20 protein-coding genes are annotated in these 15,888 nt (G+C 62.3%); 16 read left to right on the top strand and 4 right to left on the bottom strand.

Annotated features, from left to right (window positions below):
• Positions 1-137: 137 nt before the first annotated feature.
• Positions 138-764 (top strand): imm11 family protein, encoded by a 627-nt coding sequence (locus AC1Z3V_RS28290; protein WP_483503040.1) that lies wholly within the window; start codon positions 138-140, stop codon positions 762-764.
• Between the two features lie 120 nt (positions 765-884).
• Here the strand turns inward: AC1Z3V_RS28290 and AC1Z3V_RS28285 are convergent, their stop codons facing one another.
• On the bottom strand, positions 885-1,088 hold the full coding sequence (locus AC1Z3V_RS28285) for a hypothetical protein (RefSeq protein ID WP_429807414.1): 204 nt from the start codon (positions 1,086-1,088) through the stop codon (positions 885-887).
• A 99-nt stretch (positions 1,089-1,187) separates the two neighbouring features.
• Positions 1,188-1,466 (bottom strand): hypothetical protein, encoded by a 279-nt coding sequence (locus AC1Z3V_RS28280; protein ID WP_483503037.1) that lies wholly within the window; start codon positions 1,464-1,466, stop codon positions 1,188-1,190.
• A gap of 112 nt (positions 1,467-1,578) precedes the next feature.
• On the opposite strand from AC1Z3V_RS28280, the gene AC1Z3V_RS28275 reads away from it, so the two are divergent.
• The 4 genes from AC1Z3V_RS28275 (at position 1,579) to AC1Z3V_RS28260 (ending at position 4,157) form a co-directional block, all read left to right on the top strand.
• Positions 1,579-2,469, top strand: coding sequence for a LysR substrate-binding domain-containing protein (locus AC1Z3V_RS28275; protein ID WP_173516868.1), 891 nt, complete (start codon positions 1,579-1,581; stop codon positions 2,467-2,469).
• Positions 2,470-2,541: 72 nt separating this feature from the next.
• Positions 2,542-3,189 carry a VIT1/CCC1 transporter family protein gene (locus AC1Z3V_RS28270; protein ID WP_483503035.1) on the top strand — a complete coding sequence of 216 codons (648 nt, stop codon included), beginning with the start codon at positions 2,542-2,544 and terminating at the stop codon, positions 3,187-3,189.
• 89 nt (positions 3,190-3,278) lie between these two features.
• Positions 3,279-3,728 (top strand): VOC family protein, encoded by a 450-nt coding sequence (locus AC1Z3V_RS28265; RefSeq protein ID WP_483503033.1) that lies wholly within the window; start codon positions 3,279-3,281, stop codon positions 3,726-3,728.
• A gap of 192 nt (positions 3,729-3,920) precedes the next feature.
• Entirely contained in the window at positions 3,921-4,157 is a 237-nt protein-coding gene (locus AC1Z3V_RS28260; RefSeq protein WP_173421042.1) for a hypothetical protein, read from the top strand.
• 181 nt (positions 4,158-4,338) lie between these two features.
• Here AC1Z3V_RS28260 and AC1Z3V_RS28255 read toward each other — a convergent pair whose 3' ends face one another.
• A complete protein-coding gene (locus AC1Z3V_RS28255) occupies positions 4,339-4,995 on the bottom strand; it encodes a GntR family transcriptional regulator (protein WP_483503031.1) in 657 nt (218 codons plus the stop codon).
• A gap of 263 nt (positions 4,996-5,258) precedes the next feature.
• On the opposite strand from AC1Z3V_RS28255, the gene AC1Z3V_RS28250 reads away from it, so the two are divergent.
• From AC1Z3V_RS28250 to AC1Z3V_RS28205, 10 genes are all read left to right on the top strand, one after another.
• Positions 5,259-6,683, top strand: coding sequence for a M20 family metallopeptidase (locus AC1Z3V_RS28250; protein ID WP_483503029.1), 1,425 nt, complete (start codon positions 5,259-5,261; stop codon positions 6,681-6,683).
• A complete protein-coding gene (locus AC1Z3V_RS28245; RefSeq protein ID WP_483503027.1) occupies positions 6,676-8,367 on the top strand; it encodes a M28 family peptidase in 1,692 nt (563 codons plus the stop codon). Before AC1Z3V_RS28250 ends, AC1Z3V_RS28245 begins: the two co-directional genes overlap by 8 nt.
• 67 nt (positions 8,368-8,434) lie before the next feature.
• Positions 8,435-9,280, top strand: a complete 846-nt coding sequence (locus AC1Z3V_RS28240) for a transporter substrate-binding domain-containing protein (RefSeq protein WP_483503025.1) — start codon at positions 8,435-8,437, stop codon at positions 9,278-9,280.
• A gap of 108 nt (positions 9,281-9,388) precedes the next feature.
• Positions 9,389-10,108: an ABC transporter permease gene (locus AC1Z3V_RS28235; protein WP_429807439.1), complete on the top strand. Its 720-nt coding sequence runs from the start codon at positions 9,389-9,391 to the stop codon at positions 10,106-10,108.
• The gene (locus AC1Z3V_RS28230) at positions 10,108-10,830 is read left to right on the top strand and encodes an ABC transporter permease (protein WP_429807442.1); all 723 of its coding nucleotides are present in this window, start codon (positions 10,108-10,110) and stop codon (positions 10,828-10,830) included. Before AC1Z3V_RS28235 ends, AC1Z3V_RS28230 begins: the two co-directional genes overlap by 1 nt.
• A 2-nt stretch (positions 10,831-10,832) precedes the next feature.
• Complete coding sequence (locus AC1Z3V_RS28225) at positions 10,833-11,609, top strand: ABC transporter ATP-binding protein (protein WP_483504169.1); 777 nt, start codon at positions 10,833-10,835, stop codon at positions 11,607-11,609.
• Between the two features lie 71 nt (positions 11,610-11,680).
• Entirely contained in the window at positions 11,681-12,538 is an 858-nt protein-coding gene (locus AC1Z3V_RS28220) for a transporter substrate-binding domain-containing protein (protein WP_483503023.1), read from the top strand.
• Between the two features lie 110 nt (positions 12,539-12,648).
• Entirely contained in the window at positions 12,649-12,987 is a 339-nt protein-coding gene (locus AC1Z3V_RS28215) for an ArsR/SmtB family transcription factor (RefSeq protein ID WP_483503021.1), read from the top strand.
• Between the two features lie 60 nt (positions 12,988-13,047).
• Entirely contained in the window at positions 13,048-13,515 is a 468-nt protein-coding gene (locus tag AC1Z3V_RS28210) for an SRPBCC family protein (RefSeq protein WP_483503019.1), read from the top strand.
• A 368-nt stretch (positions 13,516-13,883) separates the two neighbouring features.
• A complete protein-coding gene (locus AC1Z3V_RS28205) occupies positions 13,884-14,354 on the top strand; it encodes a BA14K family protein (protein WP_483503017.1) in 471 nt (156 codons plus the stop codon).
• Between the two features lie 337 nt (positions 14,355-14,691).
• Here the strand turns inward: AC1Z3V_RS28205 and AC1Z3V_RS28200 are convergent, their stop codons facing one another.
• On the bottom strand, positions 14,692-15,003 hold the full coding sequence (locus AC1Z3V_RS28200; RefSeq protein ID WP_429807457.1) for a hypothetical protein: 312 nt from the start codon (positions 15,001-15,003) through the stop codon (positions 14,692-14,694).
• Positions 15,004-15,466: 463 nt separating this feature from the next.
• Between AC1Z3V_RS28200 and AC1Z3V_RS28195 the strand changes: the two genes are divergently transcribed.
• A complete protein-coding gene (locus AC1Z3V_RS28195) occupies positions 15,467-15,865 on the top strand; it encodes a hypothetical protein (RefSeq protein ID WP_483503015.1) in 399 nt (132 codons plus the stop codon).
• Positions 15,866-15,888 lie beyond the last annotated feature (23 nt).

The following is a 15,888-nucleotide window of genomic DNA, read 5'->3' as shown; positions in this document are numbered from 1 at the left end:
TTAAATGGTAGTGATTGTTGTCGCATGCAATCACCGGTCGGTGGCGCTGCCTTGGAGCACCTCACGGCTTGGTGCCGCGTCTCGTCCGGAGTGTTGCTCGTGGCGTCTCTGAAACATTCGGGCGGGGGCATGCCGGTATGGCGCAATCGAAAAACGTCCAGGTCTGGGTCAGCCGCGCCTTCATGGACTCAACGCGGATAAAAGGGTTTACCGCTGATCCGCTGCCGACGGGGATGAGCCTTGGCCAGATGGCCGAATTGAACCAAGCGGGCGAGCGGATGTCCGCCGAGCATTTCCCAAAGGAGATCTTCGCCGAATATCCCGACAAGAAGGAAAAGAAGCAGGCGGATCTCGTGCTTGCCGCAGGCGCGGTCGTGGTTTCGGCGGCCTGTGCCGATATCCTGCGGCAATTCGATCTCGGCCATTCCTCGCTCTATCCGATCAAGCTTTTTCAGCATGACCGCAAAACGCCGGTGGAGGGCGAGTATTTTTGTCTCAATATCGGCGAGCGCAAGGATGCTTTCCTGCGTGAGTATTCACAGAAGGTAATTGAATACGGTATTGGCGGTTTCAGGATGTGGCCAGATCTCCAGGACGACGAGGTCGCCGTCAGCGCGACGGCGCGCAACGGCGCGGATTTGTGGGTGAGCCCGCCCTTAAAGCGAATATTCTTTCTGAGTGATCGGCTCACCCAGGCGCTGCGAGCGGCAAAAATGGGCAGGGTCTTCGGCTTCCGCGCCTGCCGGATTTTCGAGTTGAACTGATCGTCGCGGCCAGGCCACGCTCTCGAAAGGTGCCGCTCCAAAGAAAAAGGCACCGCCTTCTCGGCGATGCCCTTCATTCAATCCGGCTGCTCGGCTGCCCCAGGGCAGCTGACGCATCCTTCATTGTTCGCTCTTATGCACCGCATCGTCGACCGACGGGAAGCCGATGTCCTTCAGCGTGTCATAGGACAGGTTTTCGAGCGCCCGTTCCTGGCGGTGACGCTTCCACGCCGCCCAGGCACGGACACGCAGGTTGAAGAGACCCGGAAGGGACGAGTGGGAGGATGCCCGTTCCGAGGCCGATGAAAAATGGATGTTGGACATTTCATGGCTCCTTCTGAGTGTCTCAGCAGGTCGCGACCATGACGCTATCTATGGCGCAACCTGATCTATCATTCCAACGAATATGTTTGATGCCTTTCATCAAACATGGTGATTGATTAGCGGGTCTGCAAACATCACGTCGTCGCGAACCCTCTGGGGCAGTTTGGCCAGTTCGCGCCGGGCTTCCACCCGATTTCGGGCGATCTGCCGTTCACGTCTCTGGCGGATAACGCCGTCGAGTACGGCGATCATTTGGGTAAGGGCGGTGAGGACCATGTCGTTGCTCCTGCTATACCCCCTTTCTACCATTGTCTGCGAAGCAGCACTGTTACGGAGGGAACTGTTGGGCGTGGTGATAACAAGCTGGGCGGCGGACATGGGTTTCTCCTTCCTTCGTCGTCCTTGAGCTTGACTATCGGGCATCGGTGATGTTCAATCAAACGAAATGAAGTGAACCAATCTTTCAGTTTTTCTGATCGAGGATGCCGCCATGAACATGATGATGCGCCACGCGCTTCCGCTTCTTGAAATGGACGTGCTGAAGACCTTCGTCGCCATTGCCGAGACCGGCAATTTCACCACCGCCGCCGAGACCGTCTACCGCACGCCGTCTGCCGTCTCGATGCAGATCAAGAAGCTTGAGGAGATGCTGAGCTGCACGCTTTTCCTGCGTGACGCGCGCTCGGTGACCCTGACGCCGAAGGGGGAAACGCTGCTCGGCTATGCCCGCCGGCTGCTGTCGCTCAACAATGAAACGGTGTCGCGTTTCCTGCTGCCGGACATGAATGGCGTCGTGCGCGTCGGTGCGCCCGAAGATGTCGGCGAGCGCATCCTGCCGGAGGTGCTGAAGCGTTTCGCAGAGTCCTATCCGAACGTGACGATCGACGTATCGATCGGCATGAGCAACGCCATGCGCAAGAAGGTCGACGAGCATCGGCTGGACATCGCCATCTTCAACAGCCTGACCGAGGGAACGCCGAAAAACGGTGAAATCCTGATGCAGGAGAAGCTGGTCTGGGCCGGCGCCAAATGCGGCAACGCCCATCTCAAGGATCCGCTGCCGGTATCGATGTGGGAGGATGGCTGCGTCTGGCGGGCCGATGCGGTGGAGAAACTGTCGCGCGCGGGCCGCAAGTTCCGCATAGCCTTTCTCAGTGCCTATACGACCGGCCAGCGCGCCGCCGTTCTTGCCGGCCTCGCGATCGCGCCGCTGCCGCGCTACCTCGTCCAGGGCGAAATGGTGCAGCTCGGCGAGCGCGACGGCCTGCCGGATCTCGGCCACTACAATATCGGCCTGCAGGTGATCAATGATGCGCCGGCGCCGGTGCTGGCGGTGGCCGACCATGTGCGTGACGCCTTCGCCGAACTGCAGATGCAATAGGGAGGCCGCATGCGGTTTGTCGTCTCCCGAGCGCTGCCAGCAGCCCTTCCGCCTCTTGGGAGACGCTGAGCCTTGAGCGAGCAACCGCGCCCCGTTCTCGATCCGATCAATCGCCTCTCGGAGATCATCTTCGGGCTGCTGATGGCGCTTTCCTTCACGGGGACGATGAGCACGGTCACGGGTAGTGAGGGCGGGGTCAATGTGGTGCTCGCCGCCGCCTTCGGCTGCAACATCGCCTGGGGCATTGTCGATGGCGTCATGTATGTGCTGACGACGGCGGTCGAGCGGGTGCGCCGCCGCGGCTTTCTCGACGCTCTCCGGCGCGAGCCGCTTGATCGTGCCCGCGAGATGTTCCTGGAAAGCCTGCCCGACGACGTGCGCCGTGTCTCTTCGCCAAAGGAAACGGAAGCGTTGCTTTTGCGGGTGAGGGCACTTGCATCCGACCCCAGGCACCGGGCGGTCGCCGGGCATGACGTCAAGGCAGCCTTCGCCATCTTCCTGCTCGTCGTCACCTCGACGCTGCCGCCCAGCATTCCATTCCTTTTGATCGACGATGTCGCCCTGGCCATGCGCGTCTCCAACGGGGTCGCGCTCGTCATGCTCTTCGTCGTCGGCGCGCGGCTCGGTCAATATATGGGCCGCAGCCCCTGGCCGATGGCCTTTGCGATGACGGCGATCGGTGCCGTTCTGGTGGCGGTGACCATCCTGTTCGGCGGTTAGCCTTCGCAGCAGGGCTCCTGTCGGTCGACGGCAGCCCCTTTTGCTTTCCCGGCCAGTCTGTACGATTGCCGCCTCACCAGGATCGCCACATGAAGCTTGCCCACATCAACTTGGTCGCCCGCGACGCGGATGCGCTCGCCGCGTTTTACGTGAACGTCTTGAAATGCGAGCCCCTTCGAGAGCCCAGGATGCTGTCCGGAGAAAAGGTGTCGAGGGGCAATGGCATTGCCAACTGCGAGATCTACACGATCTGGCTCAAATTCCCCGCAATCGACCGCCCCTTCCTGGAAATCCATGAGCACAAGATCATGCATGATCGGAGCCAGCCAAGGGTGAACGAGCCTGGCCTTGGGCACCTGTCATTCCAGATGGAAGATATTCGCGTTGCGCTGTCAGAGATCATTCAGGCGGGTGGAAGCCAGATTGGCGAAATCACGGACTTTGGGGCGGAGGATAAGCCGTATCTCATTGCCTATGCACGCGATCCCGAAGGAAACATTATCGAGCTTGAGCAGACCCGTAATGAGCCGGGCAGATAACGGCGTCTGGCGCGAAGCGGCCGTGCCGTCGCGACCGAGGGGCTGGGTTCCGGTTCGCTTCCGGGGCCCGCATTTTCGAACGCGGACGCGATGCTCCAATCCATCGTCACCCATTGACGTTGGCATTTTTCTTCACAATAGGGTCAAGCCGACGAATGTGGCGAGCGCCAGCCACACAGCAACAGGAGTGAAATCGTGAGCGAACCGACCGTAGCCGATGCAACAAACCGCATTTATGAATCGCTCCAGGCGGACAATGCCGACATCGACGTGCATATCGCGACTCTCAAGGCAGCGTTGACGCGGGCGGGTTTGAAAGAAGCCGTATTCGACCCGGCCAGGCTCGTGCAGAACAACCGTTCCGGCAGGAAGCTGATGCAGGCTTATTTTCGCCAGCGCGGCGTGACGGTGAAATTTTCGGCTTCGTGAAACCTTCCGATGACGTCAAAGGCGGCCCAGCATGACCGCTGACCCGATTGCCCTCGTTGAGGCCTGACAGCGGGCTTGGCCTTCGCATTCGAACTGAAGTGCCGCATCCGCTGTCGACTGCGACGGACCAGATGTGGTTGGCTGGCAGCGCCTGAAAGGCGAAGCGCCGAAAGGCAGACGCTCAGGCCTTGATCGGCACCTGGCGGATATGGATTTCGATCAGCCGCTTCAGCTCGGGGAGATCTCTCGCTTCCAGCGCATCGACCATCAAATGGTGCTCGCGTGCCGATTGCTCGATGCGCGCCCGTGTGCGCCATTGCGAGACCGGGGCTGACACCGTGCGCTGGCGGATTTCGGCGACGACGTCCACGAGCTCGGTATTGCCGGCAAGCATGAGAAGCGCGCGGTGGAAGGCGAGGTTGGCGTCGTAGTGCTCCATGATGGAGCCGCGGAACGACATTTCGTCGAAATGACGCGCGAGCCCGCGCAATTCGCTGATGGCCGCCGGCGTGGCATTGGCGATCATCCGGTCCGCAACGCCGGTTTCCAGGATCACGCGGATATCGCTGATCTCCCGCGTGCGCTGGTCGTCGAGCTCGTAGACCTGATAGCCGCGGTTCGGATTGTGCTGCACCAGCCGGCGCTGCGACAGGCGGTCGAGCGCCCGGCGCACCTCCGGCCGCGTGCAATCGTAGCGGCGCTCCAGGTCGATCTGCTTGAGCCAGGTGCCGGCCGGCAAAGTCCCGGTCAGGATGTCGTGCAGCAACAGGTCGGTGACGTCCTTCTTCTCCTCGGGCTTCTCCTCGGGCGCCAGCATTTCCATCAGATCGTCGCTCATCTCTGCCTTACACTCTCTTTCCGTCTGTCGCCGCCCGTTGCCGAAGCGTCTCGCACCACCCGTTGCCGCGGCGGAATTGGCTCCATTTTTGGAGAAACTATGATGCTGTCCTGAACAATTCAATGCGGAGACCGGCATTGCGCGCCGGCCATTCGTCGTTGTGCACATCGGTCGAAATGTTTCAGGAGCCTCTTGCGTATCCAAAAATGTTATCATAAATTGGCGCCAATTCTGGTTACTATTGTTGCGGAAGTCAAGAAACGATGAAAAACGCCGATGCCGTCTGGGACCTCCTCGAAGCCAAGCGCGAGCGGTTTTTCGCGCTCAGCGACCGGGTCTGGGATACGCCGGAAACCAACTACGAGGAGTTTCGCTCCTCGGCGGAGCATGCGGCGGTGCTGGAAGCCGAGGGTTTCCGCGTGTCGCGCGGCATCGCCGGGATGCCGACGGCGGTCATGGGCGAGGCAGGCGAGGGCGGACCGGTCATCGCCATCCTCGGCGAGTTCGATGCGCTGCCGGGCTTGAGCCAGGAGGCCGGTGTCGCGAAAGAGCGGCCGCTCTCCGAGGGCGGCAACGGTCACGGCTGCGGACACAATCTGCTCGGCGCCGGCTCGATGATGGCGGCAACCGCGGTCAAGGACTATCTCGCCGCCCATGGCATCAAGGGGCGGGTCCGCTATTACGGCTGCCCGGCGGAAGAAGGCGGCTCGTCCAAGGGGTTCATGGTGCGCGCCGGCGTGTTCGACGATGTCGATATCGCCATTTCCTGGCATCCCGCACCCTTTGCCGGCGTCAATAACCCGATCTCGCTTGCCTGCAACGAGCTCGACTTCCGCTTCAGCGGCCGCGCGTCGCATGCTTCGGCGGCACCCCATCTTGGCCGCAGTGCGCTGGACGCGCTCGAGCTGATGAATGTCGGTGTCAATTATCTGCGCGAGCACATGCCGTCCTCGGCGCGGATCCACTATGCGGTGACGGACACGGGCGGCAACGCGCCGAACGTGGTGCAGGCCCGGGCCAAGGCGCGCTATCTCGTCCGCGCCCGCAGCCTGCCGGAGCTGCTCGATCTCGTCGAACGGGTCCGCAGCGTCGCGAAGGGCGCTGCCCTGATGACCGGCACCACGGTCACGGACGTGATCGTCAGCGGCGACGCCAACCTGATCGGCAATACACCGCTGGAAGCGCTGATGCATCGTCAGCTCGAGCATCTGGGTCCGCCGCAGTTCGACGACGACGACCGCAGGATGGCGGCACGGTTTCAGGAGACCTTCACCAACGAGGATATCGCCTCTGCCTTCGAACGCTTCGGGCTGAAGCTGCGCCGCGGCATTTCCCTCTGCGACACGATCTTTCCGCCCGGAAACGGCGCCGGCACCCTCGTCGGCTCCACCGATGTCGGAACGGTGAGCTGGGTGGTGCCGACGGTGCAGATGCGCGGCGCAACTTACGCGATCGGCACGCCCGGCCATTCCTGGCAGCTCGTCGCGCAAGGCAAGCTGCCGGCCGCCCACAAGGGCATGGAGCATGCGGCCAAGGTGATGGCGAGCACGGCGCTCGAGCTGATCCTCGATCCGGAGCTCATCGCCGCCGCCAAGGCCGACCACGCGGCGAGACTGGACGGCACGCCTTTCGTGAACCCGATCCCGGACGATGTCGATCCGCCGCTGCCGGAGAAGCGCAATGCCTGACCTAGCTCAACCCGATCGAGAGCGGCTGGCTGGCCATATCGACGAGTTCGGCCGCCGCATCAAGCTCTCGGGAACGCCTGAGGAACTTGAGAGCTTCCGTTATCTCGAACGGGAGATGGCGTCCTACGGCTATCGCACGGAGCTTCTGTTCCACGACGCCTATATCAGTCTGCCCGGACAGGCTCGCGTCGAGGCAAACGGCGAAAACCTGCGCTGCATCACGCATTCGATGTCGGTTGCGACGACAAGCGACGGCATCCGCGCGCCAGTCGTCTATGTCGGCGAGGGCGAGGAGGCCGCCTTCGCCTCCGTCGATGTCAGAGGCAGGATCGTTCTTGTCGATGGCATTGCCACCGAGGAAGTGACCGCGCTCGCAAGCGCACATGGCGCCCTGGGCCAACTTCACATCAGCCCGAACGAACATCTCTACGAAATGTGCGTTTCACCGGTATGGGGCAGTCCCTCGCAGGTGACGCGGTCGAAGCTTCCAACGACGGTCGTTTGTACGATCGCGCGCGACGACGGCGCGAGGCTACGGGCGCAATGCCAAGCGGGCGAGATCTTGCTGGCGTCGCTTTGGGCGGATGTCGATACCGGATGGCGCAAAACGCCCATCCTCGTGGCAGAGCTGCCCGCCGAAAAGGAAGCAGGCGACGCGCCGTTCGTGCTGTTTTCCGGCCATCATGACACCTGGCACTACGGGGTCATGGACAACGGAGGCGCCAATGCCACCATGTTGGAGGCGGCACGGCTGCTCGCCGAGCGGCGCGACCCGTGGCGGCGGGGCCTCCGTCTCTGCTTCTGGTCCGGCCATTCGCATGGGCGCTATTCGGGATCCGCCTGGTATGCGGACGAATATTGGGACGAGCTCGATCGGCGCTGCGTCGCCCATGTCAATGTCGATTCGACCGGCGGCGAGGGGGCAAGCGTGCTTACCAACTCGGCTGTCATCGACGAGTTGAAATCCGTTGCGGCTGAAGCGGTCCAGGCGGTCAGCGGACAGCGCCATGCCGGTCGCCGCCACGGCCGCGCCGCGGACCAGTCGTTCTGGGGCGTTGGCATACCGTCGATGTTCGGCAGCCTCAGTCACCAGCCGCCCGGTCCCGTCAAGATGCTGACGGCGCTTGGCTGGTGGTGGCATACGCCGCACGACACGGCAGAGCACATCGACCTCGACAACCTTGAACGCGACACGGCGATCGTGCTGCACGTTCTGTGGCGCCTGCTGACTGCGCCGGTGCTGCCGCTCGACTACACCGCCTTCGCCGCTTCGATGAGGAAGGAACTGCTGGCCCTCCAGGACCGCCTCGGCGACCGCATGGACATCGACATTTTGCTTTCGCGCCTCGGTGCGTTCGAGGAAGCGGTACAGGCGGTGAGCAGGATGGCCGAGAGCGCCGGCGAGGACGCGCTGGAAGCGATCAACGGCTCTCTCATGCGGGTGTCCCGTCTGCTTGTGCCCCTCAACTACACGAGCGGACACCGCTTCAGCCACGACAGCGCCCTGCCGCACCCGGCCTGGCCATCGCTTGCCGGCCTGCGCGCGCTTGCCGACCTGCCACAGGGCTCGCCCGATCTGCCGTTTTATGCCGTGCACGCGCGACAATGCCGAAACCTCGCCGCACATGCCTTGCGGGAGGCGCGGGCAACACTGGCAGCCGCCGTCAAACACCACGCGCGCTGAAGGCGCGGATCGATCAATCGCAAAGCCAGCGACCAAAGGGCCTGGCAAAAAACAAGGGAACTGAAAGATGAAACGAAGCAGATTTATCGCCGCCATTTTCATGGCCGGCCTTTCCTTGACCGCCACGTCGGCGCTGGCCAAGGACTGGACGCATGTCCGGGTTGGGATCGAAGGCGCCTTCCCGCCATGGAATGCGCTTGATTCCCAGGGCCAGCTCACCGGATTCGACGTCGATTTGATCAAGGATGTTTGTACCCGCGCCAAGGTGGAATGCGAGTTGATGACGGGCGAATGGACCAGCCTCATCCCCAGCCTTAACGCCGGCAAGTTCGATCTCATCATGACGCTCGGCATCAACGAGAAGCGCAAGCAGGTCGTCGACTTCACCGTCCCCTATGCGAGCGGCGTCGCGACCTTCCTGATTGCCAAGGACGGACCGGTCGCCGAGCTGCCAATGACCGGCGAGCGCCTCAATCTCAACGATAAGGCGAAGGCCGATCCCGTCATGAAGTCGATCGGCGAAGCGCTTGACGGCAAGACCGTCGGCGTCGTGCAGTCGACCAGCCAGGAACAGCTCATCAACGCCTATTTCGGCAAGACCGTCACGGTGCGCGCCTATAAGACCTCCGGTGAACGCGATCTCGACCTCAAGGCTGGCCGCATCGATGCCGGGTTCGACAGCGGCGTCTATGGAACGTCGATGCTCGCCAAGCCCGGCAACGAGGACCTCGCCATGACCGGACCTTTGGTCAAGGGCGCGATGTTGGCAACGGAAGTGGCGATGGGCATGCGCAAGGGGGAGACTGAGCTGAAGACGAAGTTCGACGACGCGATCAAGGCGGCCGCGGCCGAAGGCGTTATTCGTGCGCTGTCTGAAAAATGGAGCAAGCTCGATCTTACGCCCTCGTTCTAACAATGGACCTGGGAGGGCGGGCCGCAAGGCCCGTCCGAGACCACTCAACGGACATCCAGCCATGAACAGCCAGTTATTCGAAGCATTTGGCCGGGGACCATCGTCTCCATGAGCAATCCCGGTTTCCTCGACATCATCAGCTTCGGGCCTGACGGCTGGGGGCCGGCGCTGGCCGCCGGCGCGTGGATGACGATCCTGATCGCGATCGCAGGTTTTGCGATCGGCGGCGTCATCGGCATCTTCGGCGCCTGGGCGAAGATCTCCGGCAGCCCATTCCTTCGCGGCTGCGCGGAGGCCTATACCACCGTCCTTCGCGGCATTCCCGACCTGCTGGTGATCTATCTCTTCTATTTCGGCGGCAGCGCCGTGGTGACGGCGGTCGGCCAGCTCTTCGGCCAGGAGGGCTTCGTCAGCTTTCCGGGCTTCCTTGCCGGTGCGCTTGCCGTCGGCATCACCTCCGGTGCCCAGCAGACCGAGGTCTATCGCGGCGCCTTTCGCGCCGTGCATCCGGGCGAGCTGGAGGCGGCAACCGCCTGCGGCATGGGGCGGCTCCTCAAATTCCGGCGCATCACCGCGCCGCTGACGCTGCGTCATGCGCTGCCCGGCCTCGGTAACGTCTGGCAGGTGGTGCTGAAGGAATCGGCGCTGGTCTCGGTCACCGGTGTCGTCGAACTCTTGCGCCAGTCGCAGATCGGCGCCGGGTCGACCAGCCGCCCGTTCGATTTCTTCTTCATCGCAGCGATGATCTATCTCGCGATTTCCACGGTCTCGGGCCTGGTTCTCCAGGTCACCGAACGCCGGTTCTCGCGCGGCGTCAGGAGGGGCTGATGGATATCCGGTTCGCTCTCGAAACCTTCTGGAGCCTGCTTGCGGCCCTGCCGCTGACGCTGGAGCTCGCGGCGACGTCGATTGCGCTTGGCTCGGTCCTGGCCCTGGGGCTTGCGCTTGCGCGTCTGTCAGACATTCTCGCGCTCGATCTCTTTGCCCGCGCCTATGTGTTCCTGTTCCGCGGAACGCCGCTGCTCGTGCAGATCTTCCTGATCTATTACGGTCTCAGCCAGTTTCCGGCCGTGCGTCACAGCATCTTCTGGCCGCTCCTTCGCGAGCCTTACTGGTGCGCGGTGCTGGCGCTGATGCTGAACACGGCCGCCTATGCCAGCGAGATCATCCGCGGCGGGCTGCTTTCCGTGGCTCACGGCCAGATCGAGGCGGCGCGGGCCTGCGGCATGGGACGCTTCATGATCTTCCGCCGCATCGTCATGCCGCAGGCGCTTCGCCAGGCGCTGCCCGGCTACGGCAACGAGATGATCTCCATGGTCAAGGCGACCTCTCTCGCCTCGATTATCACGCTGATGGAAATTACCGGTGTCGCCGCCAAGATCATTTCGGAGAGCTACCGGGTGATCGAGGTCTTCGTCGTCGCCGGCGTCATCTATCTCGCCATCAATTTCGCGCTGACCAGGCTCGTCGCCTTCGCCGAACACCGGCTGAACCCGCAACTGCGCCCGCCGCTGGCGATCTCTGCCGAACTCAAGGGAGAAGCCCATTGAACATGTCCGCCGCCGTCACCGCACCGGTCGCGATCCGCGTGCACGACCTCCACAAGAGCTTCGGTCCCGTCGAGGTCCTGAAAGGCGTGTCGCTCGACGCGCGCGAGGGGGAAGTGATTTCCATCCTCGGATCCTCCGGCTCCGGCAAGTCGACGCTGCTTCGCTGCATCAACATGCTGGAAGTGCCGAATTCGGGCACGATCGAGGTCGCCGGCGAGGCGATCCGGCTGAAGACGTCGAGCGACGGGCGCAGCCGCCCGGCCGATCAGATACAGGTGGATCGCATCCGCTCCGAGCTCGGCATGGTGTTCCAGAGCTTCAATCTCTGGTCCCACAAGACAGTGCTTGAAAACGTCATCGAGGCGCCGGTGCATGTGCTGAAGCGACCCCGGGCGGAAGCGATCGAGGAGGCGGAAGCGCTGCTTGCCAAGGTCGGCATCGCCGACAAGCGCAACCATTATCCCTCGCACCTCTCCGGCGGCCAGCAGCAGCGCGCCGCGATCGCCCGCGCGCTCGCCATGCGCCCGAAGGCAATGCTCTTCGACGAGCCGACCTCGGCGCTGGACCCGGAACTGGTCGGCGAGGTGCTGCGTGTCATGCGCGGGCTCGCCGAGGAGGGGCGGACCATGCTGGTCGTCACCCACGAAATGGGCTTTGCCCGCGACGTCTCGAGCCGCGTCGTCTTCGTGCACAAGGGCACGATCGAGGAGGAGGGACCGCCGCACGAAGTCTTCACCCGCTCCAAGTCCGAGCGCTTCCGCCAGTTCATCAAGAGTTGAAGTCTGCCGTCAACGGCAGGCGGGCTACCAACAACCAAAGCAATCAACATCCACAAAAGGGGAATGCTGTAATGAAGAAAACGACCGCAATCATCGCTTCGGCGCTTGCAGTTGCCGCGGGACTGATGTCCATGCCGGCGAAGGCCGAGGACAAGAAGTGGACGAAGGTGACGATCGCCACCGAAGGCGCCTTTCCGCCCTATAACCTCACCAAGGCCGATGGCACGCTCGACGGCTACGAGATCGAGCTCAGCAAATATCTCTGCGACCACATGAAGGTCGAGTGCACCATCATTGCTCAGTCCTTCGACGGTCTGATCCCGGCGCTCAACGCCGGCAAGTTCGACGCGATCATGGCCGGCATGTCGGCGACGGAGAAGCGCAAGGAAGTCATCGACTTCTCGATGTCCTACGGCAGCACCGGCCAGGCATTCGCGACGCTGAAGGGCGGCGAGCTCGAAACCCTGCCGATGAAGGGCGAACTCTTCTCGCTCGCCTCCAACGAAGCCGGCGCCCGCAAGGCGGTCGACGAGTTGAAGCCGCTCGTCGAAGGCAAGACCGTCGGCGTGCAGACCGCCTCGATCGCGGCGCGCTTCATCGACGAATACCTGAAGGACGTCGTCGAGGTGCGTGAATACAAGACGACCGAGCAGCACGACCTCGATCTCGTCGCCGGCCGTGTCGATTTCGTCATGGCATCGATGGGCTATCTGAAGACCACGGTGGAAAAGCCGGCCAACAGCGACATGGTCATCGTCGGCCCGCGCTTCCAGGGCGGCTTCCTCGGCGCCGGCAGCTCCGTCGGCCTGCGCAAGAGCGATCCCGAGCTGAAGGCGCTGTTCGACGACGCCATCGCCGCGGCGAAGGCCGACGGCACCGTCAAGCGCCTCTCCGAAAAGTGGTTCGGCTTCGACCTGACGCCGCAATAAGGCCTGACCCACCCTCAGGACCCAGGCGCCGCGCATTCCGCTGAATGCGCGGCGCTTTTGTGTCGGAAGCGCCGAGCTTGACTTTCATAAGTCTCCTCTTATGATAAGTCATGACTTATGAAGGAAAAGTACTGGCCGCGCTGGCGGATCCGACGCGAAGGGCGATCTTCGAGAAGCTTGCCAAGGGGCGCTCCTCGGTCGCCGACGTCGCCCGGTCCTTGCCGGTCTCGCAGCCGGCGATTTCTCAGCATCTGAAGGTGCTGAAGGAGGCGGGGCTGGTCAGCGACGAGCCGCTGGGCCAAAGGCGCATCTATTCGATCGATCCGGCGGGGCTCGGGCCGCTTCGGCAATGGCTGGACCGCTTCTGGGAGGATCAGCTTGCCGCCTTCAAGGCGCTGGCCGACAGCGACGAGGCTTCGGGAGCGGGGCCGAGGAGACCGGAGCGATAGCGCGGAAGCGATACGGTCGGCGCACGTCCACTGACATCGCGAGCAATGGGAGGAACGGACATGCATAGGATCGAGCCGGCGCCGGTGGTGAAATCCGTAACCGTCAGCGCGCCGCCGGAGCGCGCCTTCGAGATCTTCACGGCGCGCATGGGCGATTGGTGGCTGAAGACCCATAGCCTGACGGCGAGCGGCCAGAAAACGGTTGTCGTCGAACCTGCCGACGGCGGGCGCTGGTATGAGATCGGCACCTCGGGCGAGGAGAAGGAATGGGGGCGGGTGCTCGCTTACGAACCGCCGAAACGCATCCTCTTCGCCTGGCAGCTCAATGCCGACTGGACCTTCGATCCGGATTTCAAAACGGAGGTGGAGGTGACCTTCGAACCGACGGCCGAGGGTGGCACCACCGTGCGGCTCGAACACCGCGACCTCGCCAACTACGGCGCGAAGGCGGATGTGGCGCGTGCGTCGCTCGATTCCGAAGGCGGCTGGGCAGGGCTGCTCGGGGCCTTTGCGGCAAAGGCGGCGTGAGGTTTCGGCCGATTGATTTTGGCGTCGCCTCGAGGCGATTCGCGACCGAACTTGTTTCGGACACAATTGCTCCCTATATAGCCGCCATCGGCATTGCTGATGAGCGCTGAATTTTTCGCCGCTCGCAATTGCCGCGTCGCCTTAGACTTTTGACCACGGATGTACTGGCACTGGTGTGAGAGCGATGATGAGGAAGGTCGGTGCGGTTTCGCCCCGGCCTTTTTTGTTGGCCCCACTATGGAATGACGATCTTCATCTGGCCCTGCGCTCCCACCGCTTGTTCGACTCTGCGCCAAGCCGCGCACGTTCATCTGAGGTTCATGGCGGGTTCCGGAAAATGGCCCGACGAAAAACAGTTGGATGATATCATGAGAAGAATAGGTGCAGTCCTCGTAGCCGCCGCTACGGCACTGTCGGCGGTCTCGGCTGAGGCCGTGCCCATGTCTTCCGTTTCGGTGGGGCAGTCAGCTTCCCAGCCGGTCGAGTTGGTCCACCACAAGCCCGGTCATTACGGCGGCCCGCCGCACAAGCGCGGGTACAACGGCTATCGTTACGATGCAGGCCCTCGATACGGCTATTACAATGGCTACCAGGGTTACCGCTACCGTCGCGACGGATACCGTCGGCACAGCGACGGATGGTGGTATCCTCTGGCCGCATTCGGGGCAGGCGTAGTTATCGGTGGCGCGATCGCGTCGCCACCCCGCAGGGTCTATTCCAACGCGCCGTCAGCCCATGTCGAATGGTGCTATGACCGCTATCGGTCATACAGAGCCTACGACAACACTTTCCAGCCGCATTATGGGCCGCGCCAGGAATGCGTGTCGCCGTATTACTGAGGCACTCCCAATTGACGGCGGCCTACAGCGCCGCGAGTCTTATGAGACGCGCAAAGGTCGCTGTCGCACTTTGATTTGCTGCATGTCTTTGTCCTTAAGTCGAGGTCGATTTAAGGAGACATGCAGTAGGTTCGAAGCCTTGACGACCGTCGACGCGGTACTGTGATCGCTTTCATCCGCCGTCAGTCTGCCCCTTCGGCCGTGACGGCGGTTCAAAAGTTCCGGGAAGGCATGAACATCGGCGGGCGCCGTCCGCTGGCGCGGCCTTTCGAATACTCCGAGGGCGTGCTCGGTTCTGCAGGAGGAGCGGGGCCGGAAAGAGCGTCGCGGCCAGCCGCTACTTCGTCGGCGTCGGCCGCACCAGCGTGACGACGCGCGGCTTTGAGGGCGCATCCAGCCATTCGATCCACTTGTCCCGTTCCTCGATCGTATCGAAGAACCGCCAGAGCTTGTAATCTTCTTCGGTGGTCTGCAGCATCTCGCCGATCGAGACGAGCTCCATCGGCAGTTCCACCTCGTTGCCGTCGAAGCGGATGAAATAGATGCCTTCGGCGGCGGGACGAATGACCTGGCCGGTGCCGTAGGTGCCATCGGGATCGTCGACGGTGAAATACATGCCGGTCAGAGTGTCAAAAATCTTGTCGTTCATGGGTCTTGGGTGCCAGTTCAAAAGATGCGGTTCATCAGACCGTCGCTTGCTGCCGGAATTAAGGCAAGCTGAAATCTCCAGTATCCACGTCTGCTGAAGGGTATGCGGCCCCGGGCATCTGCCCCTGAGGCTATCTGGTGCAAGCGCCCGAGCCTGGAGCGGCCCGTCGTTGGCGCCTCTCACTCATATCAGCCGGACATGGCGCTGGGCATAGAAGAGCCGCGACGGTATTGAACACGCTCGCGATCTTCTGACGTTTGACGGCAAGCCGTTCCAATAGGTTTCCGTGATGATCGGCGCAGCAACCGCCGCAATGACCCTTGCTAGAGCCGATGGGGCATAAGTTGGTGAATTGATGTGACCTCAACCGCAGGTGCAGGTAAGCTGACCGAAAGAGTTGACAGCATTACGACTTCAGAGAAACCGTTTCGCTTGTCGACTGAGGCAGCGCGCAAGAGTCACCATGCAAGTATTGATACCGCCGGAAGCTTTTCCCAACATTGGGTCAGTGGCAAATCCCGTTGTGTTCTATGACGGGCTCAATGCCTTTGTATGCTATGAAACCTCTCCCAGCGCGGGCGGTGGCAATGTCGTGCTCAGGTTCGGCGACGTTATCGACTTCCGAATCACGCCGATGAATGTCGATGCACTGCCGAAGTGCAGATATCCAATCCGTCCTTGGGAGTTCAATGAAGTCGTAGGTAGTGAGGAGGCGGACAAATGGAAGGTCCTAAATCCGCGACTATGGCTCATATCCTTTCACGACGTCACGATCGAAATTCTGTTCGAGACAGTCTCACTCGATCTGCGCGACGAACGAGGCGGGCCATTGCGCAGGACGCTGATGAGCGCCCTGCGATGATGGTCTGAGGACTGCGGCTTCGC

This window comes from Ensifer sp. 38_S197, from assembly GCF_056924495.1.
Note: the sequence above shows the minus strand (reverse complement) of the source record. Positions and strands in the feature narration are given on the sequence as shown.